General features: G+C 64.8%; 25 protein-coding genes. 12 read left to right on the top strand and 13 right to left on the bottom strand.

Annotated features, from left to right (window positions below):
- Positions 1-558: 558 nt before the first annotated feature.
- The 3 genes from PCJ49_RS00535 to PCJ49_RS00525 all read left to right on the top strand — a co-directional run bounded on the left by PCJ49_RS00535 (position 559) and on the right by PCJ49_RS00525 (position 3,937).
- The gene (locus PCJ49_RS00535) at positions 559-1,944 is read left to right on the top strand and encodes an aspartate aminotransferase family protein (protein ID WP_269909221.1); all 1,386 of its coding nucleotides are present in this window, start codon (positions 559-561) and stop codon (positions 1,942-1,944) included.
- Between the two features lie 64 nt (positions 1,945-2,008).
- Positions 2,009-2,506, top strand: a complete 498-nt coding sequence (locus PCJ49_RS00530; protein WP_089289087.1) for an Lrp/AsnC family transcriptional regulator — start codon at positions 2,009-2,011, stop codon at positions 2,504-2,506.
- 291 nt (positions 2,507-2,797) lie between these two features.
- The gene (locus PCJ49_RS00525; RefSeq protein WP_269909220.1) at positions 2,798-3,937 is read left to right on the top strand and encodes a M20 aminoacylase family protein; all 1,140 of its coding nucleotides are present in this window, start codon (positions 2,798-2,800) and stop codon (positions 3,935-3,937) included.
- Here the strand turns inward: PCJ49_RS00525 and PCJ49_RS00520 are convergent.
- Positions 3,865-4,323 carry a helix-turn-helix domain-containing protein gene (locus tag PCJ49_RS00520; protein ID WP_269909219.1) on the bottom strand — a complete coding sequence of 153 codons (459 nt, stop codon included), beginning with the start codon at positions 4,321-4,323 and terminating at the stop codon, positions 3,865-3,867. The two genes, PCJ49_RS00525 and PCJ49_RS00520, sit on opposite strands and share 73 nt — an antisense overlap.
- Positions 4,324-4,405: 82 nt before the next feature.
- On the opposite strand from PCJ49_RS00520, the gene PCJ49_RS00515 reads away from it, so the two are divergent.
- Positions 4,406-5,017 carry an NAD(P)H-dependent oxidoreductase gene (locus PCJ49_RS00515; RefSeq protein WP_269909218.1) on the top strand — a complete coding sequence of 204 codons (612 nt, stop codon included), beginning with the start codon at positions 4,406-4,408 and terminating at the stop codon, positions 5,015-5,017.
- 163 nt (positions 5,018-5,180) lie between these two features.
- Positions 5,181-6,365 carry a hypothetical protein gene (locus PCJ49_RS00510; RefSeq protein WP_269909217.1) on the top strand — a complete coding sequence of 395 codons (1,185 nt, stop codon included), beginning with the start codon at positions 5,181-5,183 and terminating at the stop codon, positions 6,363-6,365.
- 53 nt (positions 6,366-6,418) lie between these two features.
- On the opposite strand, the gene PCJ49_RS00505 is transcribed toward PCJ49_RS00510, so the two are convergent.
- The 7 genes from PCJ49_RS00505 to PCJ49_RS00475 form a co-directional block, all read right to left on the bottom strand.
- Positions 6,419-6,598: a hypothetical protein gene (locus PCJ49_RS00505; RefSeq protein WP_269909216.1), complete on the bottom strand. Its 180-nt coding sequence runs from the start codon at positions 6,596-6,598 to the stop codon at positions 6,419-6,421.
- Position 6,599: 1 nt separating this feature from the next.
- Entirely contained in the window at positions 6,600-6,788 is a 189-nt protein-coding gene (gene ccoS, locus PCJ49_RS00500; RefSeq protein WP_089289081.1) for a cbb3-type cytochrome oxidase assembly protein CcoS, read from the bottom strand.
- The gene (locus PCJ49_RS00495) at positions 6,785-9,172 is read right to left on the bottom strand and encodes a heavy metal translocating P-type ATPase (RefSeq protein WP_347710412.1); all 2,388 of its coding nucleotides are present in this window, start codon (positions 9,170-9,172) and stop codon (positions 6,785-6,787) included. The genes ccoS and PCJ49_RS00495 overlap by 4 nt, the downstream gene beginning before the upstream one ends.
- Complete coding sequence (locus tag PCJ49_RS00490) at positions 9,169-9,696, bottom strand: FixH family protein (protein ID WP_244559571.1); 528 nt, start codon at positions 9,694-9,696, stop codon at positions 9,169-9,171. Before PCJ49_RS00490 ends, PCJ49_RS00495 begins: the two co-directional genes overlap by 4 nt.
- Positions 9,650-11,206 carry a cytochrome c oxidase accessory protein CcoG gene (gene ccoG / locus PCJ49_RS00485; protein ID WP_269909215.1) on the bottom strand — a complete coding sequence of 519 codons (1,557 nt, stop codon included), beginning with the start codon at positions 11,204-11,206 and terminating at the stop codon, positions 9,650-9,652. The genes PCJ49_RS00490 and ccoG overlap by 47 nt, the downstream gene beginning before the upstream one ends.
- A gap of 255 nt (positions 11,207-11,461) precedes the next feature.
- Entirely contained in the window at positions 11,462-11,809 is a 348-nt protein-coding gene (locus PCJ49_RS00480; RefSeq protein WP_089289079.1) for an NHLP leader peptide family RiPP precursor, read from the bottom strand.
- Positions 11,810-12,067: 258 nt separating this feature from the next.
- Entirely contained in the window at positions 12,068-12,400 is a 333-nt protein-coding gene (locus PCJ49_RS00475) for an NHLP leader peptide family RiPP precursor (RefSeq protein ID WP_089289078.1), read from the bottom strand.
- 345 nt (positions 12,401-12,745) lie between these two features.
- Between PCJ49_RS00475 and PCJ49_RS00470 the strand changes: the two genes are divergently transcribed.
- On the top strand, positions 12,746-13,585 hold the full coding sequence (locus tag PCJ49_RS00470) for a universal stress protein (RefSeq protein WP_089289077.1): 840 nt from the start codon (positions 12,746-12,748) through the stop codon (positions 13,583-13,585).
- A gap of 7 nt (positions 13,586-13,592) precedes the next feature.
- Here the strand turns inward: PCJ49_RS00470 and PCJ49_RS00465 are convergent, their stop codons facing one another.
- Both PCJ49_RS00465 and PCJ49_RS00460 read right to left on the bottom strand, forming a co-directional pair.
- A complete protein-coding gene (locus PCJ49_RS00465) occupies positions 13,593-14,471 on the bottom strand; it encodes a LysR substrate-binding domain-containing protein (protein ID WP_269909214.1) in 879 nt (292 codons plus the stop codon).
- A 154-nt stretch (positions 14,472-14,625) separates the two neighbouring features.
- Positions 14,626-15,639, bottom strand: coding sequence for a zinc-binding alcohol dehydrogenase family protein (locus PCJ49_RS00460; protein WP_269909213.1), 1,014 nt, complete (start codon positions 15,637-15,639; stop codon positions 14,626-14,628).
- A gap of 184 nt (positions 15,640-15,823) precedes the next feature.
- On the opposite strand from PCJ49_RS00460, the gene PCJ49_RS00455 reads away from it, so the two are divergent.
- From PCJ49_RS00455 to PCJ49_RS00435, 5 genes are all read left to right on the top strand, one after another.
- On the top strand, positions 15,824-16,090 hold the full coding sequence (locus PCJ49_RS00455) for a metal-sensing transcriptional repressor (RefSeq protein ID WP_089289074.1): 267 nt from the start codon (positions 15,824-15,826) through the stop codon (positions 16,088-16,090).
- 12 nt (positions 16,091-16,102) lie between these two features.
- Complete coding sequence (locus PCJ49_RS00450) at positions 16,103-16,906, top strand: nickel/cobalt efflux transporter (RefSeq protein ID WP_269909212.1); 804 nt, start codon at positions 16,103-16,105, stop codon at positions 16,904-16,906.
- A 73-nt stretch (positions 16,907-16,979) separates the two neighbouring features.
- Positions 16,980-18,806 carry a malto-oligosyltrehalose trehalohydrolase gene (treZ, locus tag PCJ49_RS00445; protein ID WP_269909211.1) on the top strand — a complete coding sequence of 609 codons (1,827 nt, stop codon included), beginning with the start codon at positions 16,980-16,982 and terminating at the stop codon, positions 18,804-18,806.
- Positions 18,799-21,585 (top strand): malto-oligosyltrehalose synthase, encoded by a 2,787-nt coding sequence (gene treY, locus PCJ49_RS00440; protein WP_269909210.1) that lies wholly within the window; start codon positions 18,799-18,801, stop codon positions 21,583-21,585. Before treZ ends, treY begins: the two co-directional genes overlap by 8 nt.
- Positions 21,576-21,878: a SemiSWEET transporter gene (locus PCJ49_RS00435; RefSeq protein ID WP_269909209.1), complete on the top strand. Its 303-nt coding sequence runs from the start codon at positions 21,576-21,578 to the stop codon at positions 21,876-21,878. The genes treY and PCJ49_RS00435 overlap by 10 nt, the downstream gene beginning before the upstream one ends.
- Positions 21,879-21,894: 16 nt before the next feature.
- Here the strand turns inward: PCJ49_RS00435 and PCJ49_RS00430 are convergent, their stop codons facing one another.
- From PCJ49_RS00430 to PCJ49_RS00420, 3 genes are all read right to left on the bottom strand, one after another.
- A complete protein-coding gene (locus PCJ49_RS00430; protein ID WP_269909208.1) occupies positions 21,895-22,437 on the bottom strand; it encodes a gamma carbonic anhydrase family protein in 543 nt (180 codons plus the stop codon).
- Positions 22,434-23,492 (bottom strand): N-acetyl-gamma-glutamyl-phosphate reductase, encoded by a 1,059-nt coding sequence (argC, locus tag PCJ49_RS00425; protein WP_089289361.1) that lies wholly within the window; start codon positions 23,490-23,492, stop codon positions 22,434-22,436. Before argC ends, PCJ49_RS00430 begins: the two co-directional genes overlap by 4 nt.
- A gap of 71 nt (positions 23,493-23,563) precedes the next feature.
- Positions 23,564-24,034, bottom strand: coding sequence for a GNAT family N-acetyltransferase (locus tag PCJ49_RS00420; protein WP_269909207.1), 471 nt, complete (start codon positions 24,032-24,034; stop codon positions 23,564-23,566).
- A 120-nt stretch (positions 24,035-24,154) separates the two neighbouring features.
- Here PCJ49_RS00420 and PCJ49_RS00415 point away from each other — a divergent pair, with 120 nt between their 5' ends.
- Complete coding sequence (locus PCJ49_RS00415) at positions 24,155-25,408, top strand: MFS transporter (protein WP_089289363.1); 1,254 nt, start codon at positions 24,155-24,157, stop codon at positions 25,406-25,408.
- Positions 25,409-25,420 lie beyond the last annotated feature (12 nt).

Raw genomic sequence — 25,420 nt, 5'->3', positions numbered from 1 at the left:
GGTCCCGTTTTCAGGGGCTGGAACAAACTCGCCGGACAAACTGTTCTACCCGCCCGCCCCGGCAAGACCCCGACAGGGCCCTGCGACAAAGGCGACAGCCCACCGCCCGCCCTTAAAAAAGGCGGATGGCAGGCACGCGGGCGCGGTTGGCGTGATTCACACGGCTGAATGTTTGGCAGAGCCATGCATCCGGCCAGCTTGTGAGACACGCAACCATTCATGGGGTGACGCTTCTGCCATGGCGGGCGGCGCTTTGTCGACGGCGCAAGTGTCGCAGCATCGCATTGCAGCATGGCGGGAATGCAAGGGTGCCGGAATCCCAAGGGCCGCACCGCGCAAGGGGTGACGATCAAATAGGTTGCTTCGATATGTCACTGCGACAGCTTGTCCATGCTGCGCCGCAACAAAATGCAGCCAGGAGGAGCCACAGCATATTCTGCCGTCCCGCCGGGGCGAATCCCTGTCCCCGTCCGCTTTGCGGGGACCAGATCGGCGACACGCCCCGGCGGGGCGGGCCTATGCTTTCGCCTGGTTCATCCACCCCCAAGGCAGACCCCGATGCTGAAGCGCAACCGTTCCCTTCTGGATATCGACCGCGACCATCTGATCCACCCGGTCACCTCCTTCCGCGGGCACGAGGCGCGGGGCGCCACCCTGCTGCAAAGCGGCAAGGGCATGTTCCTGACGGACGTGGATGGCAAGGAACTGATCGATGCCTTTGCCGGCCTGTGGTGCGTGAATGTCGGCTATGGCCAGGACAGCATTGTGGAGGTGGCGGCCGAACAGATGCGCCGCCTGCCCTATGCCACCGGCTATTTCCATTTCGGCAGCGAGCCGGCGGTGAAGCTGGCGGAAAAGCTGGTGGAGCTAAGCCCGGCCAACCTGACCCGGGTTTATTTCACCCTGGGCGGGTCGGACGCGGTGGATTCTGCCGTGCGCTACATCATCCATTATTTCAACGCCATCGGCAAACCGGCCAAGAAGCATTTCATCGCGCTGGAGCGGGGCTATCACGGCTCCTCCACCGTTGGGTCGGGCCTGACGGCGCTGGGCAATTTCCATCGCTTCTTCGACGTGCCGCGCCCCTGGCAGCACCATATCCCCTCCCCCTACCCCTATCGCAGCCCGGTGGGCGGCGATGCCCAGGCGGTGATCGACCTGTCGGTCGCCCAGTTGCGAGCCAAGGTGGCCGAACTGGGGGCGGATAATGTCGCCGCCTTCTTCTGTGAGCCGATCCAGGGTTCCGGCGGGGTGGTGGTGCCGCCCAAGGGCTGGCTGAAGGCCATGCGGGAGGCCTGCCGGGAACTGGATATCCTGTTCATCGCCGATGAGGTGATCACCGGTTTCGGCCGTACCGGCCCGATGTTCGCCTGTGACCATGAAGGGGTACAGCCGGACCTGATGACGGTGGCCAAGGGGCTGACCGCCGGCTATGCCCCGATGGGGGCGGTGCTGATGTCCGAACAGATATTCAAGGGCATCGCCGATGGGGCGTCCCCCGACCTGCCCATCGGCCATGGCTTCACCTATTCCGGCCATCCGGTCAGCGCTGCCGTGGGGCTGGAGGTGATGCGGCTTTATACCGAAGGCGGCATCCTGGCCAATGGGCAGAAGGTGGGGGCCGATTTCGCCGCCGGGCTGGCCAGTCTGGCCGACCATCCGCTGGTCGGCGAAACGCGCGGCCAGGGCCTGCTGGGCGCCATCGAACTGGTCGCCGACAAGCAGAGCAAGGCCCGCTTTGACAATGGTTTGAAGCTGCCCGACCGGCTGTTCGCCAAGGCCTATGCGAATGGCGTGATCTTCCGCGCCTTTGCTGATGGTATCATCGGACTGGCCCCGGCGCTGTGCTGCAATGCTGATGAAATGTCGTTGATTTTCAACCGCATCCGGCAGACGCTGGATCAGTTGCTGGAAGAACCGGACATCCGGGCCGCCCTGCGCTGAAACCAGAACCGCCCACCCCGCCTTCCCCTGCGCCCCTGGCATATTCGAGATAGGTGTTCGGCAGATGTTACCGGGACCGAAGCTAGACCGGATCGACCTGAAGATCCTGGCGCAACTCCAGCAAGCCGGCCGCATCACCAATGTGGAGCTGGCCGACGCCGTGGGTCTTTCGCCCAGCCCGTGCCTGACGCGGGTGAAGCGGCTGGAAAAGGCGGGCTACATCACCGGCTATGGCGCCCATATCAACCTGAACAAGCTGGGTGAATTCCTCACCGTCTTCACCCAGGTGACCCTGACCGAACATCGCAGCGGCGATTTTTCCCGCTTCGAGACGAAGATCCGCAAGATCGATGAGATCGTGGAATGCCATCTGGTCAGCGGCGGCTATGATTATCTGCTGAAATTCGTCACCCATGGCGTGGCGCATTATCAGACGATCATCGAAGGGATGCTGGAAGGCGATTTCGGCATCGAGAAATATTTCAGCTATGTCGTGATCAAATCCCCCTTCATCAAACACCATTACCCGATCCAGACGCTGTTCGGCGATCGGCATGAGTGAGGGGGATTTGAAAATGGCCTATTCAACCTCCTGAAATTTAAATCACAACCGTCACCCCGGCCTTCGGCCATAGGCGCGAAGCTGGTCCCATTGCCCCCTTCCTGCCTCCCCCGCGAAAGCGGGGGTCCAGGGGCCACCAGGAACTACACCTCGGTGCCCTTGGCCCCTGGATCCCCGCTTACGCGGGGAAGGCACCTTATTCCAAGGGACTAGCTTAGCGCCTCTGGGCGCAGCATGGGTGACGGTTGTGAAAACGTGCTGCCCTCCCCCCCCCCAACCGGACCCGCTCCCATGCCTGACAGCATTGCCGACCTGCTGCCGTCCCTGGTGGATTTCCGCCGTGACCTTCATGCGCACCCGGAACTGGGCTTCAAGGAACATCGCACCGCCGCCCGCATCGCCGCCGCCCTGCGCGAGGCGGGGCTGGAGGTGCATGACGGCATCGGCGGGACCGGCATTGTCGGCGTGCTGAAGGCCGGATCGTCGGATCGGGCCATCGCGCTGCGGGCCGATATGGATGCGCTGCCCATCCAGGAACAAACGGGCCTGCCCCATGCCAGTTGCCATGCCGGCGTGTTCCATGGCTGCGGCCATGACGGGCATTCCACCATGCTGCTGGGCGCCGCCCGGCATCTGGCGCGGACCCGGCAGTTCGACGGCACCATCCATTTCATCTTCCAGCCGGCCGAGGAAGGCCTGGGCGGGGCACGGGCCATGGTGCAGGATGGGCTGTTCCAGCGCTTCCCCAGCCAGCGGGTTTTCGCCCTGCATAATTGGCCGGACCTGCCCGCCGGCACCGTGGCCACCCGGCCCGGCCCGATCATGGCCGCCGCCGACAAGTTTGAAATCACCCTGACGGGCAAGGGCGGTCACGCCGCCATGCCGCATGTCACCCCCGACGCGGTGCTGGCGGCCAGCGATCTGGTGGGCCAGTTGAACAGCATCATTTCCCGCCGCATCCCGCCCACATCGTCGGCCGTGCTGTCGGTGACACGCATCCAGGGTGGGCACGCCCATAATGTGCTGCCAGCCGCCGTGACGCTGGGCGGCACGGTGCGCAGCTTCGATCCCGCCGTGCAGGATACGATCGAGGCAGCCTTGCGCCAGATTGTCGCCGGCGTAGCCCTGGCCAGCGGGACAGAGGCGGCGATCACCTATGACCGCTATTACCCGGCCACCATCAATGATGAAGACGCGGCGGAAGAGGCGCTGCGCATTGCCGCCAGCGTCTGCACGGCCGTGCGCGCGCCGGAGCCGGCCTTCACGTCAGAAGATTTCGCCTTCATGCTGCAGGCCTGCAAGGGGGCCTATCTCTGGCTGGGTCAGGGCGGGGCGTCGGCCCCGCTGCACCATCCCCACTATGATTTCAACGATGACATCATCCCGACGGGCATATCCTTGCTCTGCGCGCTGGCGCAATCGCGGTCATAATCTGTGCGGGACTGGAAAATACGGTCGGCATTGCTGAAGGCCCATTTGCTCAGCGCCTCCACCGGTTCGCGCAGGGAATGGCCCAGATCGGTCAGTTGATATTCCACCCGCGGCGGGATGGTGGGATAGATGGTGCGGCTGACCAGCCCGTCACGTTCCAGCCCCCGCAGCGTCAGGGTCAGCATCCGCTGGGAAATCCCGCCGATGCGCCGCTTCAATTCGTTGAAGCGGCACGGGCCGTCTGCGAGCAGCACGACAATCAGCACGCTCCACTTGTCGCCGATGCGCGTCAGCACGCTGTTGACCATGGCGCAGCGGCCATGAAAATCATCGCTGTCGTGCGATGCCCCAGATTGTTCAGTCACATTGCTGTTACTGGGTTCCATCCATGTGCCTCCTTGCGCGGACATTGGCAGTTACCTTATGTGTCCCGGTATTCATTTTATACCATGCAAGAAGGTCCAGACCATGAAGCTTTTGCACCTCGATTCCAGCGTTCTCGGCCCCTATTCCGTCAGCCGTGACCTGAGCGCCGACATCACCAAGAAGCTGAGCGCCGCCGCCGGCGTGGAAGTCAGCTACCGCGACCTGGCCGCCACCCCGGTGCCGCACCTGTCGGGGCTGACCCTGGCCGCCGGCATGGGCAATTATGACGCCAGCAATGATGCGGCCACCCAGGCCGATCTGGCGCTGAGCGGCAGCATCCTGGAAGAATTCCTGGCCGCCGATGTGCTGGTGATCGGCGCCGGCCTTTATAATTTCACCATCCCCAGCCAATTGAAGGCCTGGATCGACCGCATCTGCGTGGCCGGCAAGACCTTCCGCTATGGTGCCAATGGGCCGGAAGGTCTGTGCGGGGGCAAGCGGGTGATCGTCGCCCTGGCCCGTGGCGGCATCTATTCCAGCGGCCCGGCCGCCGGCTTTGAACATGGTGAGACCTATCTGAAGGCCGTGTTCGGTTTCCTGGGCATCACCGATGTCGAATTCGTCATCGCCGAGGGTGTTGCCCTGGGGGATGAAGCCAAGGCTGCGGCTGTCAGCGGCGCCAAGACCAAGATCGAAAGCCTGAAGGCCGCCTGATCCGCGCCATGACCAAGCAGCAGGGACGGTTGAGAATCGCTCAACCGTCCCTGTTACTTCATAGGGCCATATGTCCCGCCCTTCCCAGCATCGGCAATCCCCCTTAAACTGTCTGTCAAAAAGGGGGAGCATATGAAGGCCCGGTGGGGGGAATGGTTGGCACATGGCCAATGACGAATCCCGGCTGATTACGCTGGCGGCACGCTATCTGCGCGACCGGCCGCCCGAGCATGGGCTGTTGCTGGACCTGTCACGCGTGCTGCATATTGAGGAGCCGGTATTCAAACGCTCCCTGGTGCGCTGGCTGGCCGGTGAGGGCGGGCCGCTGGGAAAGCCCCAGCCTGGCAGTGGACCCGCCATCCAGCTTTTCCAGCTTCCCCACGACCGTATCGTGCTGATCATCCCCGATGCGCAATTGGCCGACCGGCGTACCCGGCTGGGCCGGGTGGCGCAGGTGCTGGGCGAAAAACATGCCGGCAGCATCGGTGCGCGCTGGTTCAACCTGTCCCGCGAGGCGGAAGCCTTTCAGGTTGCCGTGCAGACCCTGGCGGCAGAGGCAGGGCGCAGCCTGTTCCCCCATGCCCCGCCGGACGGGGAGCAGCTTGACCAGTTCATGATGCTGGAGCGGGCGCTGCACGCGGTGGATATCTCCTCCCTGCTGCGGGAGCAGTTCGTTTACCGGATGGAACCGAATGGCCGCCTTGTACCGATCTTGGCTGAACGCACCGTGGCGCTGGAGGTGCTGGACCGGCTGTTTTCCACCAGCCTGCGCCAGAACCCCTGGCTGTTCGACAAGGTGACGGATGTGCTGGACGGGCGGATGCTTTACCACCTGCTGCGCGACCAGCAGGCGCATAGCCTGCCCATCGCCGTGAAGCTGCACGCCGCCACGGTGACCAGCGAGGAGTTCCGGGGCATCGTCGCCCGCTTTCCGGCCCGGCTGCACGGGCAATTGGTGGTGGAACTGCCCTTCCTGGAATGGGAGGCGGCGCGGCGCGCCTTCAACGAGGCGATGCAAACCGCCAAGCGGGAGGATATCGCCATCGCCCTGGACCATGTGCCGGCCGACCCGCCGGAGGACCGCGCCCTGCCGCCGGTCGACTGGTACCGTATCCCCTGGCACGATGGGCAGGGCCATTTCATCAATGTGGTGGATGCCATGGGCTGGCTGACCGGCATTGATCCCACCCGCTGCATCCTGACCCGCTGTACCCGGACGGATGCCGTATCGGCCGGCCGGCAAGCCGGCATCAGCCATTTCCAGGGGGCGGCCGTGCAACGCATGGCCCGCCAGCAGGAAGATGCCCGCCGCCGCGCCCGCCACCGGCGGGAAGCGGCCGAGACATGAAAAAGGCCACCGGCGTGGGCGCCGGTGGCCTTTTTTGGGGGGGACTTCCCCGCTTACACCACAGTGCTGCTGGTATCCTCTTCATGGCCGATCAGCCAGAAATTCACCCCCACACCGAACAGGGTGAACAACATGCCGCCGACAAACATGCCGGTATCATGGGCATTCGCGGCCAGGATCATGCCCAGCAGGGCCAGCAGCACCGCGAAAATACCGAAAATCCACTTGCCCATGTCACTTCTCCTTGGATGGGGCGGTTTGATCAGGGACGACTGGCAAGGGTTTGCCGTCGTCGTAAAGGACGCGGACGGCGGCACCGTCCAGATCGTCGTACTGGCCACTGCGCACCGACCACATGAAGCCGGCCAATCCGGCCAGACCCAGCAGCAGTGCGATGGGGATGAGGAATAACAGGGCCGTCATGGCAGGCTCCGTTTGACGCGGGAAAGGCGCAGCGCATTGACCAGCACCACCAGCGAGGAAGAGGACATGGCCAAGGCCGCGATCAGCGGTGTTGCATGGCCCAGCATGGCAATAGGCACCGCGCAGAGATTATAGAGCAGAGAGAAGGCCAGATTCTGCGTCACCAGCCGTTCCGACCGTTTGGCGACCCACAGCAATTCGGCCACCGGGGCCAGATGATCCCCCTGGAAAATGCTGTCCGCCGCCGTCTGCGCCACATCCACCGCCGTGCTGGGGGAAACGGACACATTGGCCGAGGCCAGGGCGGCGGCATCGTTCAGGCCATCCCCCACCATCAACACCCGCCGCCCCTCTGCCCGCATGGCGGCCAGGGCGGCGGCTTTGCCGGCCGGGTCCACCCCGGCGCGCCAGTCACTGATCCCCAACTGGTCGGCGAGGGCCGCCACGGCCCCTTCCCGGTCGCCGGACAATAGCGCCACGCCATAGCCGCGCTGGCGCAGGGTGGCGACCGTGGCCGCCGCATCCGGGCGCGGTGCATCGATGAAGCTGAAACGCAGCGGCGCGCGGCCCGGCTGGGCCAGCCACAGTTCCGGTCCGGCGGCATTTTCCACCAAGGGGGCCGGCACCGGGCCAACAAAGCCGCGACGGCCCAGCCGAACCGTGCCGTTCGGCCCATCCCATTCCAGCCCGGCCCCCGGCACTTCGCGCACATCATGCGCCACCGGCCCCGGCCCGGCAGCCCGCGCAATGGCGCGCGACAGCGGGTGCCGGCTGAACCGGGCCAGACCGGCCGCCAGTTCCAGATCGGCAGCGCTGCGCGCCGGATCGGCCTGCAATTCCGGGCGACCCAGGGTCAGTGTGCCGGTCTTGTCGAACACCACCAGATCGACCTTGGCCAGCCGTTCCAGCGCAGTGGGGGATTTCAACAGCACGCCCTGGCGCATCAACCGGCCCGTGGCCACCACCTGCACCGCCGGCACGGCCAGCGCCAGCGCGCAGGGGCAGGTGATGATCAGCACGGACACGGCGATGAACAAAGCCGGCTGCCAGGCCAGGCCCACACCCAACGTCCAGGCCAGGAAGGTGGCGATAGCAGCGGTATGCACCACGGGCGTGTAATTGCGGGCCACCCGGTCGGCCAGGGCGACGAAACGGGCCCGCCCCTGTTCGGCCGATTCCATCAATCGGACAATTTCCGCCAGCAGCGTATCTTCCCCGCGCGCCGTCACGGTGACGCGCAGCGGGGCCGACAGGTTCACCATGCCGGCAAAGACCTTATCCCCCACACCGGCTGCCTGCGGATTGCTTTCGCCAGTAACGACAGAGGTGTCGATGTCCGATGTACCGGCGGCGATGGCGCCATCCACGCCAATGCGTTCGCCCACCGCCACCAGCACCGTTGCCCCCACCGGCACCTGGGCCGGCGGCGTCGGCACGGCGCTGCCATCCGGCCCCAGCATCATCACCGGGGCGCGGCCCAGCGCCAGCAGATGTTCAGCCGCCGAGCGGGCACGGCCACGGGCGCGCGCATCCAGAAAGCGGCCGATCAGCAGGAAGAACAGCAGCATGACCGCGCCATCGAAATAGGCGTGCTGGCCATGGCGCAGCGTTTCCCACAGCGATGTCAGGGTGGCCAGGGTGACACCGATGGAAATCGGCACATCCATATTGGACCGCCGCGCCCGCAGCGCCCCAATGGCGGAGCGGAAGAAGGGCCGCCCGGCATAGGCCACCGTGGGGATGGCGATCAAGGCGGAGAGCCAATGCATCATGGTGCGCGTCGCCTCCCCCATGCCGCCGGCATGGCCGGACCAGATGGAGACAGACAACAGCATGATATTCATGGCGGAAAAGCCCGCCAGCGCCATGGCGCGCACCAGTTCCCGCTCACTGCGCTTTTGCGGATCATCCGCCCCGTCGGTCCCCGGCACGGCGGGGCGATAGCCCAGCCGGCGCAGGATATCGACAAAACGGGCGGCCAGAGCGGCATCGCCATGCCAGCGCAGGGCCAGCCGGCTGCTGGTCAGGTTGACGCGGGCGGACACCACCTCCGGTTCCCGCCGCAGCACGCTTTCGATCAGCCAGACACAGGCGCCACAGGTCAGCCCGTCCAGCACCAGCCGCATCTGGCAATCGCCCCCCGGCAGGGTGTCTGTAGCCGAGGCCAGATCCAGCGGCGCTTCCTCTGAAAGGTCGCCCACCGGCTTGGCCGCCACATCGCGCCGTGCGTAATAGGCATCCAGACCCAGATCATGGATCAGGCCATGCGCGCCCTCGCAGCCGGGGGAGCAAAAGTGGCTGCCCGGCAAGGCCGGCTGGCCACAATGGGCACAGAGCACCGTTTCACCCGGCATCCGGGGCTGGAGGGCGGCTTGGTCGGTCACGGAACGAACACCCTTTCAACCAGCAGATAGCGTTCGCCGCCATTCAGCAGCGTGGCATTCACGTCCCACTGCCCATGCTGCGGCACCGCATCCAGGCGGGCGACATAGCGGCCATTGCCGACACCGGTGAAGGACAGCGCCACCGGCGCCAACCCGCCCAGCGGGCGTTCCAGATCGCCCGTCACCGTGGCCCGGTCCATCGGCAGACCGTCGCGGCCGGTCAGATGGATTTCCAGCATCCGGCCCTGGACCTTGGTTTCCACCTTCCAGCCCAGCGCATTCTGGTGCGCCTGCACGGCCAGCACCTGATTATATTGCACCCCCCGTTCATAGGGCTTTTCCACCGCCAAACCGGAGAAGGATTTCAGCGCATAGGTCACCAGCACGCCATTGACGGCGATGACGACCAGCATGGCGCCAACGAAAACCCAGGGAATCCACAAGCTTTTACGGGGTGTCTCGATCATGGTCATGGCATCACCGGCGGACAGGGTGGGGACCGACGAAGACGGCGTGATATTCATCGCCTTCGCCACGAACGGGATTTTGCAGCAGGAATTCGAACTCGGTCTTCTCATCGCGCTTGCGATCAGGCGGCAGGGTGACGAAGACACGGAAGGTGGCCACCTTGTCACCCTTGGTGGGCAACACCACCGGCTGGCCATCGCGCGCCTCGCCCACATCCTGCACGGTCAGCAGGGCACCCGGCGGCACATCTTCCAGCGACAGGCGGAAATCCACCGCTTCACGACGCTTGTTGAGGATTTTCAGCGTATAGCCATTACGCACGCCGCCATCGGACAGGGTGACAAACAGCGGCGCCCGGTCGCGCAGCACACTGACCTGAACCGTGGTACGGGTCAGCAGGGCCACCAGCATGATGGCGCTGACGATCAGCAGCAACGCGGCATAGATCAGCACACGCGGCCGGATGATCTGCCACTTGGCGCGGCCGCCCTGGGCGCGGGCGCGCTGGCGGGCTTCGGTATCGAAGGTGATCAGTTCCTGCGGGCGGCCGACCTTGGCCATGATCTCGTTGCAACTATCGATGCACAGGCCGCAACCGATACATTCAAGCTGGATACCGTCGCGGATATCGATGCCCGTGGGGCAGACGGCGACGCACTGGCCGCAATCGATGCAGTCGCCGCGACCTTCCCAACTGGTGCCGGCCTTGTGCGGCCCGCGCTTTTCACCGCGCCAGGATTCATAAGTCACCACCATGGACTGGTCGTCCAGCATGGCAGCCTGGAAACGCGGCCAGGGGCACATATAGGTGCAAACCTGTTCACGCGCCCAGCCGGCCAGCACATAGGTGGTGGCCGTGAACAGGCCGACGAAGAAATATTGCATGGAACTGGCGGTGCCGGTGAAGAACTCCACCACAAAGGTCGGCGCATCGTTGAAATAAAGCGCCCAGGCACCGCCGGTGGCCAATGCAATGGCGAACCAGACACTGTGCTTGGCCAGTTTGCGCCAGACCTTGCCAAACGACCAGGGCGCCTTGTCCAACCGCATCCGGGCGCCGCGATCACCCTCGATCCAGCGTTCCACCAACATGAACAGGTCGGTCCAGACCGTCTGCGGGCAGGCATAGCCACACCAAAGCCGACCGAACAGCGAGGTGACCAGGAACAGGCCCAAGGCCCCCAGCACCAGCAGGCCGGTGATGAAATAGACCTCCTGCGGCCAGATCTCGATATTGAACAGATAGGCGCGCGGCGCCCCGATATCGATCAGCAGCGCCTGGTTCGGCGCTTCCGGTCCGCGATCCCAGCGCAGCCAGGGCGCCAGATAATAGAAAGCCAGACAGAAGATCAGCACCGCCCATTTGATGGTGCGGTACTTGCCCTTCACCCCCTTGGGATAGACCTTCACATGCTCGGCATAAAGCGAGTTGGACGGGCCGGGATCGCCCTTCGGACGCGGCTTGCGGCCGCCAGGGGCCGGCTTGTCCTTGCGGCCATTCTCGAAAGAAGCCTGGGCCGCATCGGCGGCGGCGGCCTTTTCCAGCAATGTGTTCGGCCCGGTCATGGGGGGGTCTCTCGGGGGTTGGGGCACCAAAATAGTTCGGGCGGCAAGCCACCCGTGAGCGCACCCTATGCCCCCCGCCCCGCCCCCGCTTTGCGATAGATCAAATCCCGGTCTGCCAATCATATGGCGACCAACATGTCGCAAGCCGCTGGGGCAATCCCGACAAACGGATGAAAAGCAAAAGGCCGCCGTCCATGGGGAACGGCGGCCTGTAAGGCCTATGCAATGCCCCCGGCAGCGGGAACAAGGATCAGGTCAACGGCCCTTCTTGGACTTCTGGTTACTGTTCTTAATGCCGTACCAGGTTTCCCAATCAACAAAGGCGCTAAAGCTGACACCGCCAGACGCCAGATCCAGCAGTTCGTCGGACAGTTCATTTTCATCCAGGGCGGCGGGCAGCACGATGGTCACTTCACCCGGCTGCTCTTCCACCACAGTGATCTTGTAACCAGGGATCGGATCGACCCCCAGCAGGCTCTTCACCGCCTCATGCGGGTTGGACAGCAGCAGGGCGCGGAAGGCCGGATCAGCCTCGGCACGCTCGATAAGGCCGGCGGTCACATGGGCACGGGCCTTGCTCAGGGGGGAGATTTCAGCGGTCATCCTGGCACCTCTGATAAAGGGTGTAACAAACAGGCCGCATTATTATCGGTAACCACTGAAAGAAGGGTGCCACAATCTCTATGAAAAATGTTTGAAAGGCTCTGCAAAACGGAAATCCCAAATATAATCAAACATTAATATAAATAGTTTCGACACCATGTCATGCGAATGAAAAAGAAATGGCCGCCGGTACTGTCACCGACGGCCACGAATGCCTCTGCCCCAACAGATTGGGCAGATGGAATGACGTAAAACAGATCAGCGATTCTTCGGCTTCCTGTCCGGGTACGGCGGGCCATAGAGGATGAAGGCGCTGAAGGAGGTGCCACCGGAGGCCAGATCCAGCAGCTCGTCCGACAATTCGCTTTCTTCCAGGGCGGCCGGCAGCACGATGGTCACTTCGCCCGGCTTTTCTTCAACCACATTGATCTTGAAACCGGGAATCGGGTCGATGCCGAGTGTCCGCTTCACCCCTTCATGTGGATTGGCCAGCAGCAGCGCGCGAAATTCCGGGTCGGCTTCGGCCCGTTCAATGATGGATGCCACGGCGTGATCGCGCGCCTTGCGCATCGGGAAGGGTTCGGCACTCATCGTGGTTTTCCTCCGGTGGGTGGGTGACGGTGTGCCGCAAACCTACCGCGAGCGGAAGCAATGTGCGCGGTCGCCCTTCTATGCGTTGAGCACTAAAGGGTCTGCCGGCGGGAACCAGCGGGCCGCCCGGATCGTTATTCATTTGGAAACAAGAAGGAGGTTGCGATGCGTGGCATTCTGCTCTGGGCCGTGGGTATACCCATCCCCATCATCATCCTGCTTTACCTGTTCGGCGTGTTTTAATGATCTTGCCGGGAAACCTTTGACCGAGATCAAGGAAACCGTCGCCGCCCACAGGCATGATGCCCACCAGTTGACACATGATCGATCAAGGGCACACACGCCATGGAACCCAAGGATATCGTCGTCTTTCTGGAAGAGACGGAAGGCAGCGACGGACGGTTGAACTACGCCGCCGCACTGGCCAAACGCTGGCAGGCGCATCTGATCGCCACCTATGTCATTAATCCGCTGCACCTGGATCGCCACGCCGGTTTTGCCATCGGCGTCGGCCTGACGGAGATGTTGAACCAGCATCGCCTGCGCACCCAGGCGGCGATGCTGGATAACCGCGCCCGATTTGAAACCCTGTGCCAGCGCCGCAGCTTCACCGCCGAATGGCGGGTGGCAGAGGATGAAACGGGCGAGGGGTTGATGCTGCACGCCCGTCACGCCGGGCTGGCCATCGTCGGCCCGCCGCTGAAGCCCGATATCGCCAATCCCAGCCTGCTGGGGCTGGCCAATGACATCATCTTTGCTTCCGGCCGGCCCACGCTCTGCCTGCCGGCCCATTGGTCGGCCGCCCGTATCGGCGGCCCCATCGTGGTGGGCTGGAATGCCAGCCGGGAGGCGACGCGCGCCATTGCCGCCGCCATGCCCTTCCTGATCGCCGCAGAGGAGGTACATGTGGTGGTGGCCCCCGATGCCCGCCTGCGCCGGCTATATGGGCAGGAACCGGGTGCTGACATCACCGCCCATCTGGCCCGCCATGGCGTGCGCGCCGTGCTGGACCAGCGGCCGGGCGATGATGCCGGGGCCATTTTGCTGGAACGCTGCCGCGAACTTCACGCCGACATGCTGGTGATGGGGGCCGTGGGCCGTTCCCGGATCAGCGAATTCGTCTTCGGCGGGGCCACGCGCAAACTGCTGGACAAGGCGGAATTGCCGTTGCTGCTGTCGCAGTGATCCCAACTCAGGCCGCCACCGGCATCCCCGCCCCGCCGGCCAGGCTTTCGGTCAGAAAGCCGACCAGCGGGCGGACCAGATCGCCGGCGCGGTCTTCCCCCACCACGGTGATTTCCGTCTGGGGCAGGGCCGGCCAGTCCGGCCCTTCGGGCAATATCCGCAACCCGTCGCGCAGGAAACAGCGGCCCAGCACCGTCACCCCCAACCCGCCTGCGACTGCCGCCTGCACGCCCATCAGGCTGCTGGCGGTGCAGGCGGCCACCCAGTTGCGGCCATTGCGCCCCAGCGCGGACACCATCAATTCCCGATAGGTGCAGGGGGCCGGCAGCATCACCAGCCGCAAGGGGCCGGACAGGTCCAGCGGCTGGTCCGCCGCCGCCATCCAGACCAGTTGTTCACGCCAGATCACCCGACCCCGCTGGGCGGTGCCGTCCTTCTTGGCGATCACCGCATCCAGCCGCCCCTCATCATAGGCCGCCAGCAAGGCACAGGACAGGCCGGTCATCAGTTCCAGATGCACCGCGGGGTAGAGCCGGCTGAATCGGGCCAGCAGGCGGGGCAATTGCTGGGGGATGAAATCTTCCGATATGCCCAGCCGCAAGGTGCCCGACGCCAGGGGGGAACGCAGGTCGGCCACCAGCCGATCATTGAATTCCAGCATCTGCCGGGCCGATACCAGCAGCCTTTCCCCCTGGGCGGTCAGGCGCAGGCTGCGGCTGGTGCGGTCGAACAGACGAAGCTGCAGGATTTCCTCCAGCCGCAGCACCTTTTGGCTGACCGCCGATTGCGACCGCCCCACCAGATCGGCGGCGGCGGTGAAGCTGCCCGCATCCACCACCGCCACGAAGGCCCGCAACAGGTCGATTTCCAGATCAGGGTGACGCATCGGGGGGCTCCGGTGGTGGGTACGTTTCAAACCTGCACCCACCGTCACCCCGGCGCAGGCCGGGGTCCTGAGGCCACAGGCGCTTTGCTCTACGATGCTGGACCCCGGCTTTCGCCGGGGTGACGGTGGAGAAGGCCGAAACTGTTTCGCCCCCTCAGAACCCGGCCAGCACCTTCTTGCCGAAGGAGCGGCCGCTTTCCAGCAACTGATGCAACCGGGTCAGGTTGGCGGCATTGATGGTGCCCTCCACCCCGGTCAGCGTGGTTTGCAGCAGGCCGGCATCCACCAGGGCAGAGACCTCGCTCAACAGCCGGTGCTGTTCAATGATGTCCGCCGTGGCGAACATCGACCGGGTGAACATGAACTCCCAGGAAATCGTCACGCTGCGCCGCTTGAAGGGCAGCACATCAAACGTCGCCGGATCGTCGATCACCGACAGGTGGCCCTGCGGGGCAATCATCTCCACGATCGAGGGCATATGCTGATCAGTGTTGGAGAGGGCCGCGACATAATCCACCGCCTTGATGCCGATGGCGCGCAAGCCCTCCGCCAGCGGCTGGCGATGGTCGATCACGTGGTGGGCGCCCATCTTCTGCACCCATGCCACCGTCTCCGGGCGGGATGCGGTGGCAATCACCGTCAAGCCGGTCAGCCGGCGGGCCAACTGGATCAGGATGGACCCCACCCCGCCGGCGCCGGCGATCACCAGCAGCGTGCCCGTCTGGTTCTTCACGCCATAGGGAACGCGCATGCGGTGAAACAGCATTTCCCAGGCGGTGATGGCGGTCAGCGGCAGGGCGGCAGCGGCGGGGAAATCCAGGCTGGCCGGCTTGGGCCCGACGATGCGTTCATCCACCAGATGATATTCGGCATTGGTGCCGGGCCGCGTCAGATCGCCGGCATAGAACACCGCATCACCCGGCTTGAACAGCGTCACCGCTGACCCGACGGCGGTAACGGTACCGGCGGCATCAAAGCCCAGCACCTTATGCTGGCCTTCTGCCGGGGCGGCGTTGCGGCGCACCTTGGTATCGACCGGGTTGACGGAGACGGCCGCCACCTGCACCAGCAGATCATGCGGGCCAGGGGTGGGCACCGGCAATTCGATATCGGCAAGCGCGCCAGCGCCATCCACGGGGCCGGCCTTCTGGTAACCAACGGCTTTCATGACAGGCGAACCTTTCAATCGGGCGGCAGCCGCCGCCAGTGAGGGGGATGACGGCAAAGGTGGGCCGGAACCGACAATAAGAAAAGCGCATAATTCAAATCGAATCCATCAGTTTATCAACTGCATATCCCCTCCCAGGGGATAGGACTCGCCGACTGTCCCAGCCGGTGCTAGGCTCCATCCCATGAGCCATGCACAAGACCCCGAGATCATGAACCGCCTGCGCCGTGCCCATGGGCATTTGGGCGCCACCTTGCGAATGCTGGAGGAAGGGCGCGACGCGCTGACCATCGCCCAGCAGCTTCAGGCCGTGCTGAAGGCGCTGGACAAGGCCAAGACCGAACTGGTGCTGCACCATATTGAGCATCATCTGGAGGAGGTGACCGGCCCCCTGCCCAAGGAGGCGCGGGAGCGCATGGCCAGCATTGCCGAAATCACCAAATATCTCTGAAGGTTATGCATCATGACGCCCTTTGCCGATCTGTTGCGCGAAGGCACGGCCCATGCCTGGCTGTTCGCGCCCACGGCCATCCTGCTGGGGGCGCTGCATGGGCTGGAACCGGGCCATTCCAAAACCATGATGGCGGCCTTCATCGTCGCCGTGCGCGGCACGGTCACCCAGGCGGTGCTGCTGGGCCTGTCGGCCACCCTGTCGCACACGCTGGTGGTGTGGGGCGTGGCCCTGATCGGCCTGCATTTCGGCCAGAATATGGATGTGGAGGCCAATGAGGGCTGGTTCCAACTGGCGTCGGGCGTGATCATCCTGCTGGTGGCGCTATGGATGCTGTGGCGCACCTGGCGCGACCTGCACCCGCATGGGCATCATCATCATCACCATGACCACGATCATCCCCACCATCATGACCACGATCATGATGACGAACCCCAGGGGGCCCATGAACGGCAGCACGCGAGGGAGATTGAGCAGCGCTTTGCCGGGCGCCCGGTGACCACACCGCAGATCATCCTGTTCGGCCTGACCGGCGGGCTGATCCCCTGCCCGGCCGCCATCACCGTGCTGCTGCTCTGCCTGCAACTGAAGGAATTCTCGCTGGGCGTGGCGCTGGTGCTGTGTTTCAGCATCGGGCTGGCGCTGACCCTGGTGCTGGTGGGCGTGGCGGCGGCTTTGTCGGTGCGCCATGCCGCCAGCCGTTGGCCCGGCTTCAATACACTGGCCCGCCGCGCCCCCTATTTCTCCGCCGGGTTGATCCTGCTGGTCGGGCTTTATGTCTGCTGGAGCGGGTGGCACAGCCTGCCGACGCTTTAGGGACAGCCCGGGAACCAGCAGCATCCGGTGGCGTTGCATGGCGGCACGCACGGCCAGGAAAGCAACGCCCGCCATGACATTGCCCCCCCATCAGGCCCGCCATCACGATATGCCCTTTGGGGCGACGCTGTTGCCGGATGGCGGTGTGCGCTTTCGCCTGTGGGCGCCGGGGCACGCAGAAATCCTGCTGGCCCTGGATGGGGCAGAACCGATGCCCCTGCAGGCGCTGCCCGGCGGCTGGCATGAGCTGACCGTGGAAGATGCCGGGCCGGGGGATCGCTACCGGTTTCTGCTCCCGGACGGCCAAGCCGTGCCGGACCCGGCCTCCCGCCACCAGCCGGATGGGGTGCATGGGGCCAGCGAAGTGATGGACCCCGCTGCCTATCGCTGGCAGGAAACCGGCTGGCCGGGCCGGCCATGGCATGAGGCGGTGATCTATGAACTGCATATTGGCAGTTTCACAGCCGCCGGCACCTTCCGGGCCGCCATCGACCGGCTGGACCATCTGGTCCGGCTGGGGGTCACGGCGCTGGAAATCATGCCAGTGGCGGCCTTTCCCGGCACACGCGGCTGGGGCTATGACGGGGTGCTGCCCTATTCGCCCGCCGCCTGCTACGGCCAGCCGGATGATTTCAAGGCCCTGATCGATGCCGCCCATGCGCGCGGGCTGATGGTGCTGCTGGACGTGGTCTATAACCATTTCGGGCCGGAGGGGAATTACCTGCCGCTCTATGCCCCCGGCTTCTTCACCGATGCGCATAAGACGCCCTGGGGCGATGCCATCAATGTTGATGGGCCGGATGCCGGGCCGGTGCGGGAGTTCTTCATCCATAACGCCCTGTACTGGATCGACGAATTCAATCTGGATGGGTTGCGCCTGGATGCCGTCCACGCCATCCGCGATGAAAGCCCCCGCCATCTGCTGGATGAGCTGGCGGGCCGCCTGCGCGCCGCCGCCGGCCCCCGCCCGGTGCATCTGATCCTGGAGAATGAGGAAAACGAGGCGCGCCGCCTGGGGCATGTTTTCACCGCACAATGGAATGATGATCTGCATCACGGCTTGCACGTGGCGGTAACGGGGGAGGATGCCGGCTATTACGCCGATTATCAGGGCGATATCGCCAAACTGGCCCGCGCCCTGGCGGAAGGTTTTGCCTTTCAGGGGGAGGTGATGGCCTATCGCGGCTCCCCGCGGGGGGAGCCCAGTGCACACCTGCCCCCCAGCCGTTTTGTCAGTTTCCTGCAAAACCATGATCAGGTGGGCAACCGCGCCTTTGGCGACCGTATCCACGCCCTGGCCCCGGAACAGGCTGTCCGTGCTACCGCCTGTCTCTATCTGCTGTGCCCCCAAATCCCGCTCCTGTTCATGGGGGAGGAATGGGGGGCGACCAGTCCCTTCCCCTTTTTCTGCGATTTGGGCCCGGATCTGAAGGATGCCGTGCGGGAAGGACGGCGGCAGGAATTTGCCCGTTTCCTCGCCTTTCAGGATGCAGCCGCCCGCGCCCGCATTCCCGACCCGACGGCAGAGGCAACCTTTCTGTCCGCCAAGCTGGATTGGGCGGCAGCGGAACAGGGGCCGTGGCTGGGCTGGTACAGCGCCCTGCTGGCCCTGCGGCGCCAGGAAATCATCCCCCTGCTGCCCGGCATCCCAGGTGGGGCCGGGCAATACCGCACCCTGGGCGATCATGGCTTGATGGTGGAATGGCGGCTGGGCGACGGCGGGGTGCTGGCGCTGGCCGCCAATCTGGGGCCGGAGACAAGGGCCGGATTCGCCCTGCCGCCAGGGCGGGAAATCTGGGTGGAGGGCGCGGTGTCCGACACCGGCACGCTGGGCCCCTGGAGCGTGCGCTGGGCCATCATCCCCCCGGCCCCGGCGGAAGGAGAACCCAACCATGGCTGATATCCGCAACCCGGTGCCGCTGGCGACATATCGCCTGCAATTCCGCCGGGAGTTCGGCTTCGATGATGCCGCCGCCCTGGCCCCCTATCTGGCGCGGCTGGGGGTCAGCCATCTTTATGCCTCGCCCTATCTGCAGGCACGGCCGGGCAGCACGCATGGCTATGACATTGTTGATCATCACCGGCTGAACCCGGAACTGGGCGATGTCGCCGCGTTTGAACGCATGGTAGCCGCCCTGCGCGCCAATGGCCTGAACCAGATACTGGATTTCGTGCCCAACCATATGGGGGTGGGCGGGTCGGATAATCCCTGGTGGCTGGATGTGCTGGAATGGGGGCCGGATAGCCCCTTTGCCGGCTGGTTCGATATCGATTGGGATCCCGACAAACGCTATCTGCAGGGCAAGCTGCTGCTGCCCTTCCTGGGCGATCAATATGGGGCGGTGCTGGCCGCCGGCGATATTGAATTGCGCTTTGAGGCGGAGGAGGGGCGTTTTTCCGTCTGGGCCTATGGCACCCACCGGCTGCCCATCTGTGCCTGCGATTATGCCGCCGTGCTGGGCAACCGCCATCCGGGACTGGAACGGATCGGCGATGCCTTCGCCAACCTGTCCGCCCACCACCCGCATGAGGTGCGGCGCGCGCGGGAGCTGCAGGCCGAACTGGCGGCCCTGGTGGCCAGCGATACAGAGGCAGCGCAGACGGTGGCCGATGCGGTGGCGGAATTCACCGGCCTGACCGGCGATCTGGAAAGCTGGATGGGGCTGGATGGGCTGATCCAGCGGCAATATTGGCGGCTGGCGCATTTCCGCGTCGCGGCGGATGACATTAATTACCGCCGTTTCTTCAATATCAATGAACTGGCGGGCCTACGCATCGAATTGCCGGAACTGTTCGACCATGCCCATGGGCTGGTGTTCCGGCTGCTGCGGGAAGGCGTGGTGGAGGGCTTGCGCATCGATCATATTGATGGCCTGTCCGACCCCGGCCTTTATTGCCGCTGGCTGCGGGAAAAGGCGCCGATGCCCTTTTATCTGGTGCTGGAGAAAATCCTGGCCCGGCATGAAAGCCTGCGGGCGGATTGGCCGGTGGAGGGCACCACCGGCTATGAATTCACCAACCTGATCCTGGGCCTGCTGGTGGATGGCGGTGGCGAACTGGCCCTGACCGGCACCTATCACAGCTTCACCGGCCAGACACAGCCTTTCCCCGCCATCGTGCGCGAGGCCAAGCTGCGCATTATGGAGAACGAGCTGGCGGGGGAATTGAATGTGCTGGCGCGCGATGCCGCCCGGCTGGCCCGCCAGAACCCGCGCACCACCGATTTCACCCGCAATATCCTGCAGCGCGGGTTGAAGGAGATCATCGCCGCCTTCCCCGTCTATCGCACCTATGTCGATGGCGGGGAGGCAACGGCGGAAGACCGGCGCGATATTGACTGGGCGGTGGCCCATGCCCGCCGCCATGCCCCGGAACTGGACAGTTCCGTCTTTGATTTCCTGCACCGGCTGTTGACCAGTGATCTGGTGGCCCGCCCCGGCAGCGGTTACAGCCGGTCCCAGGCGGTGCGGCTGGCCATGCGGTTCCAGCAGGTCAGCGGGCCGGTGATGGCCAAGGGGCTGGAGGATACGGCCTTTTACCGCTTCAACCGGCTGATCGCCCTGAACGAGGTCGGCGGCCATCCCGACCATATGGGCGTGCCCCTGCCCGCCTTTCACAAGGCCAATGCCGAACGGGCGAAATACTGGCCGCACACCATGCTGGGCACCAGCACGCATGACACCAAGCGGGGGGAGGATGTGCGCGCGCGGCTGGCCCTGCTGGCGGAGGTGCCGGATGAATGGGGCCGGCAGGTGGAAACCTGGAGCCGCATCCTGCGCGCCCGCCGGGGCGATCTGCATGGTTCGGCCCCGCCTGACCGCAATGACGAATATTTCTTCTATCAGCTTCTGCTGGGTGTCTGGCCGGCGGAGCTGACCGGCATCGGCATTCCCGAGGCGGATGCCTTGACCAGCCTGCGGGAGCGGCTGGAAGGTGCCTTGGTGAAAAGCCTGCGGGAGGCCAAGCGCCACACCAGTTGGGTCGCCCCTGATCCCGTCTATGAAGAGGCAATGCTGTCTTTTGCCCGCGATGCGCTGGACCCCACCCGCCCTGCCTTTCTGGAGGCCTTCCTGCCTTTCCAGGCCCGTATCGCCGAAGCGGGGGTGGTGAACAGCCTGACCCAGACCCTGGTGAAGCTGACCGCCCCCGGCGTGCCCGATCTCTATCAGGGGGCCGACCTGTGGGATTTGACCCTGGTGGACCCGGATAACCGCCGCCCGGTGGATTACAAGACCCGCGCCGGGCTGCTGGATGATATCGAACAGGGCTTGCAGGCCGACCCGGCGGGGCTGATGTGCCGCCTGCTGGCCGATTGGCAAGACGGGGCGGTGAAGCTGGCTGTCACCCGCCAAGCCCTGCATCTGCGCCGCCGCCTGCCGGACCTGTTCCGCGATGGCGGTTATGAGGGGATGCAGGCGGACGGCGTGGCCGCCAACCATCTGGTCGCCTTCGCCCGTGAAAGGGACCGGCAGACGGTGATCACCGCCGCGACCCGGCTGCCCCTGGCCCTGGCCGCCAATGGTGGCTGGCGGGATACCAGCCTGCCCCTGCCGCCCGGCCGCTGGCGCTGCACCCTGACCGGGCGGCAGATGCCGGGCGGGCCGGTGCGGGCGGCGGATCTCTTCAGCGTGTTGCCGGTGGCCCTGCTGGTGCGGGGGGAGGGGGGCGAATGGAACTGATCCCCATCATCGGCACGCTGGCCGCCCTTTGCTCCACCCTCAGCTTCGCGCCCCAGGCCTGGAAAATCATCCGCCAGCGTGACACCAGCGCCATCTCCGCCCGCATGTATATGCTGACGGTCGGCGGCTTTTGCTGCTGGTTCCTTTATGGGTTGCTGCAGGGCGACTGGCCGCTGATCGTCACCAATTTCATCTGTCTGCTGCTGTCAGCCTTCATCTTGACGATGAAGCTGCTGCCCTGGCGGCAGCGTGACGCGGTGGCCGAGAAGATCGCCCCGGCAGAAGGGGAATAGGCAGGCCCGGCCCCCTTCACACCCCGCCGCCAACCTCTGCCAGATATTGCTTGGCCATGCTGGCATAGTGCGGGGCAATGCCCATCTGGACCCGCACATCCTCTTCCGTCAGCGGGCGCAGGAACTTGGCGGGGCTGCCGCCCCACAATTCCCCCGCCTTCACCCGCTTGCCGGGGGTGACCAGCGCGCCGGCCGCCACCATGGCGCCGGCTTCCACCACGGCCCCATCCATCACACAGGCCTTCATGCCGATGAAGGCCCCATCTTCCACCACGCAGCCATGCAGCAGGGCCAGATGGCCCACCGTCACATTGTCGCCAATGGTCGTGCTGAAGCGCTCCCGCGTGCAATGCACGACGCTGCCATCCTGGATGTTCGTGCCACGGCCGATGCGGATGGCGTTGACGTCACCACGGATGGTGACGCCAAACCAGATATTGCTCTCCGCCCCGATCTCCACATCACCAATGACCACGGCATTGGACAGAAAGACAGTGGGGTCGATGACCGGCAGCTTGCCCTTGAAGGGCAGGATAGTGGGCTGCAGCGGGCTGGTCATGGGAACACCGGCACCAGGTCCAGGCCCAGCGTCTCTTCAAAGCCATACATGATGTTGAAATTCTGGATGGCCTGACCTGAAGCCCCCTTCACCAGATTGTCGATGGCCGAGATGATGATGGCGCGGCCCGGCAGCCGATCAGCAAAGACATTGATCAGGCAGAGGTTCGAGGCGCGGACATGGCGCGTCTGCGGGGCCACGCCATCGGCCAGCACCTTCACGAACGGCTCATCCTTATAGGTGTTGCGCAGCATGTCGCGCAAATCATCCGCCGTGGCGCTGCCCTTCAGCTTCACATAGGTGGTGGCCAGGATGCCGCGCGCCATCGGCATCAGATGCGGGGTGAAGGCAACCACAATATCCTTGCCGGCGGCCTGCGTCAGGCCCTGTTCAATCTCCGGCGCGTGGCGGTGGCTGGCGATGCCATAGGGGTGGATGCCCTCGGTCACTTCCGTGAACAGGCTGCCCTGCTTGGCATCGCGCCCGGCACCGGACACGCCGGACTTGGCATCGATGATAATATCATCAATCTCGATCAGCCCGGCCTGCAGCAGCGGGATCAGCGGCAATTGCGATGCGGTGGGGTAGCAACCGGGGTTGGCCACCAGCCGCGCCTTGGCCACCGCCTCGCGGGTGATTTCCGACAGGCCATAGACGGCATTTTCCTGAAGCGCCGGGGCCTTGTGGGCGTGGCCATACCATTGGGCATAGGTTTCCACGTCGAACAGGCGGAAATCCGCCGACAGGTCGCAGATGCGCACATGTTCGGGCAGGCCGGCGATCACTTCCTGCGTGGTACCGTGTGGCAGGCCGCAGAAGACGAAATCCACGCCCGACCAATCGACATCGGCAATCTTGGTCAGGGCCGGCAGATCATAGGGGGCCAGATGCGGAAACACCTCAGCCACCGGCTTGCCGGCGGCGCGTTCGCCCGTCAGGGCGACGATGCGGGCGCGCGGGTGGCGGAGCAGGAATCGGATCAGTTCCGCCCCGGTATAGCCGGAAGCGCCCAGAATGGCGACGCGGACGGGGGCGGACGGATCGATAGTGCTCATGATGTTCCGTTTCTCTCGGCTGCTCTGGTGAAAATCAGGACGGGCGGTGGGGCCGTTATCCCACCGCTTCATTACAAATACAGCTTCATGCCGACATGCGAAGCCTGAAAGCCTAAGCGCTGGTAGAACCTGTGCGCATCGGTCCGCTGGGCGTTGGTGGTCAGCTGCACCAGGGCACAGCCGCGCGCGCGGGCCAGATCCAGGCAATTTTCGATCAGCACTTCGCCCAGACCCTGGTTACGAAAGGCGCTGGCAATGCGCACATTTTCAATCATGCAGCGCCGCATCCCGCCGCGCGCCAGATGGCGCATATAGTTCAGCTGGGCCACGCCGACCACCCGCCCATCCACATCCAGCACCAGCATTTCGGCGTTGGGATCCAGCATGATCTCGTCCCACGCCTCGTAATAGGGCGTCAGGTCGGTGGCATTCACGTCGGTGGCATTGGGGTCCAGGCTGTCTTCCCGCAGCAGGGCCAGCATGTCGGGCACATCGCGCCGCTGCGCCACCCGCACCACCACATCATCCTTCAGTGCCATCATGGTTCCCCTGACATCCTGTCCTGCCCCAGACGATATTCTGCCTTGCAGGATGCACCCTTATCGCCCGGATCGGGGCTGGCGCATAGTTCCAACCTGTCGCCCGTTACCCGATCCGGTGCCATGTCTGCCCCCTCCCCGCTTGAAAAGCCGCAAAGCCCGTTCGCCTATTCCGGCTATCGGCTTTACTGGTTCGCCCGCATCTGCGCCATCCTGGCCCTGCAAATCCAGATCGTCGCCACCGGCTGGCGAATCTACGATGTTTCCGGCAGCGCGCTCGCGCTGGGATTCGTCGGTCTGGCCGAATTCCTGCCATCGATCCTGCTGGTGCTGATCACCGGTCATGTCGCCGACCGGTTCGACCGGCGGCGCATCATCAATGTCTGCCAGACGCTGGACATCATCGCCATGATGCTGCTCTGGATGGCCTTGTGGAATGACAATGCCCCGATCTGGCCCGCCTTCATCGCCGTGTTCATCCTGGGCGTGGGCCGGGCGTTTGAGATGCCGGCGGCGGCATCGCTGGTGCCCAATCTGGTCCCGCGGGAGATTTTCCCCCGCGCCGTGGCATTGAATTCATCAGCCTGGCAGGGGGCCAGCATCATCGGCCCGGCGCTGGGCGGCGTGCTCTATGGCGTGATCGGTCACACGGTTTTCGCCGTCAGCGCCGCCCTGTTCGCCACGGCTTTCGTGCTGGTCTGGCTGATCAAGCTGGAACCGCGCACGCCCAAGGAAGCCGCCAAGAAGGTTTCCATGCAGGTGCTGCTGGCCGGCTTTTCCTTCATCAAGGCCAAACCCATCGTGCTGGGCGCCATTTCGCTGGACCTGTTCGCCGTGCTGCTGGGCGGGGCCACGGCCTTGCTGCCGATTCTGGCCAAGGATCAGTTTGGTGCCGGCCCCATGTTGGTCGGCATCATGCGCGCCGCGCCGTCGGTCGGCGCGTTGGCCACCGGCCTGGCCCTATCCATCTGGCCGGTGCGGCGGCAGGTGGGGCGGACCCTGTTCATCTGCGTGGCGGCGTTCGGCGTTGGTACGGTGATTTTCGGCCTGACCAGTTCCGCCATCATTGCCGGCATCGCGCTGGTGGTGATGGGGGCAGCCGATATGGTCAGCGTCTTCATCCGCCAGTCGCTGGTGCAGTTGGAAACCCCGGACGAGATGCGGGGCCGAGTCAGCGCCGTCAGCAGCCTGTTCATCGGCGCATCGAACCAGTTGGGGGAGTTCGAATCCGGCGTGATGGCTGCCTGGCTGGGGGCTGGGCCCGCCGTGGTGGTGGGCGGTATCGGCACGCTGGCCGTGGTGCTGATCTGGGCCGTGCTGTTCCCAGCCCTGCGCACCGTGGACCGGTTCCCCGGCGCGGTGGAGCAGCGGGGATAGGGGGCTGCCCCC

Source organism: Niveispirillum sp. BGYR6, from assembly GCF_027568365.1.
Classification (GTDB): Bacteria; Pseudomonadota; Alphaproteobacteria; order Azospirillales; family Azospirillaceae; genus Niveispirillum.
Note: the sequence above shows the minus strand (reverse complement) of the source record. Positions and strands in the feature narration are given on the sequence as shown.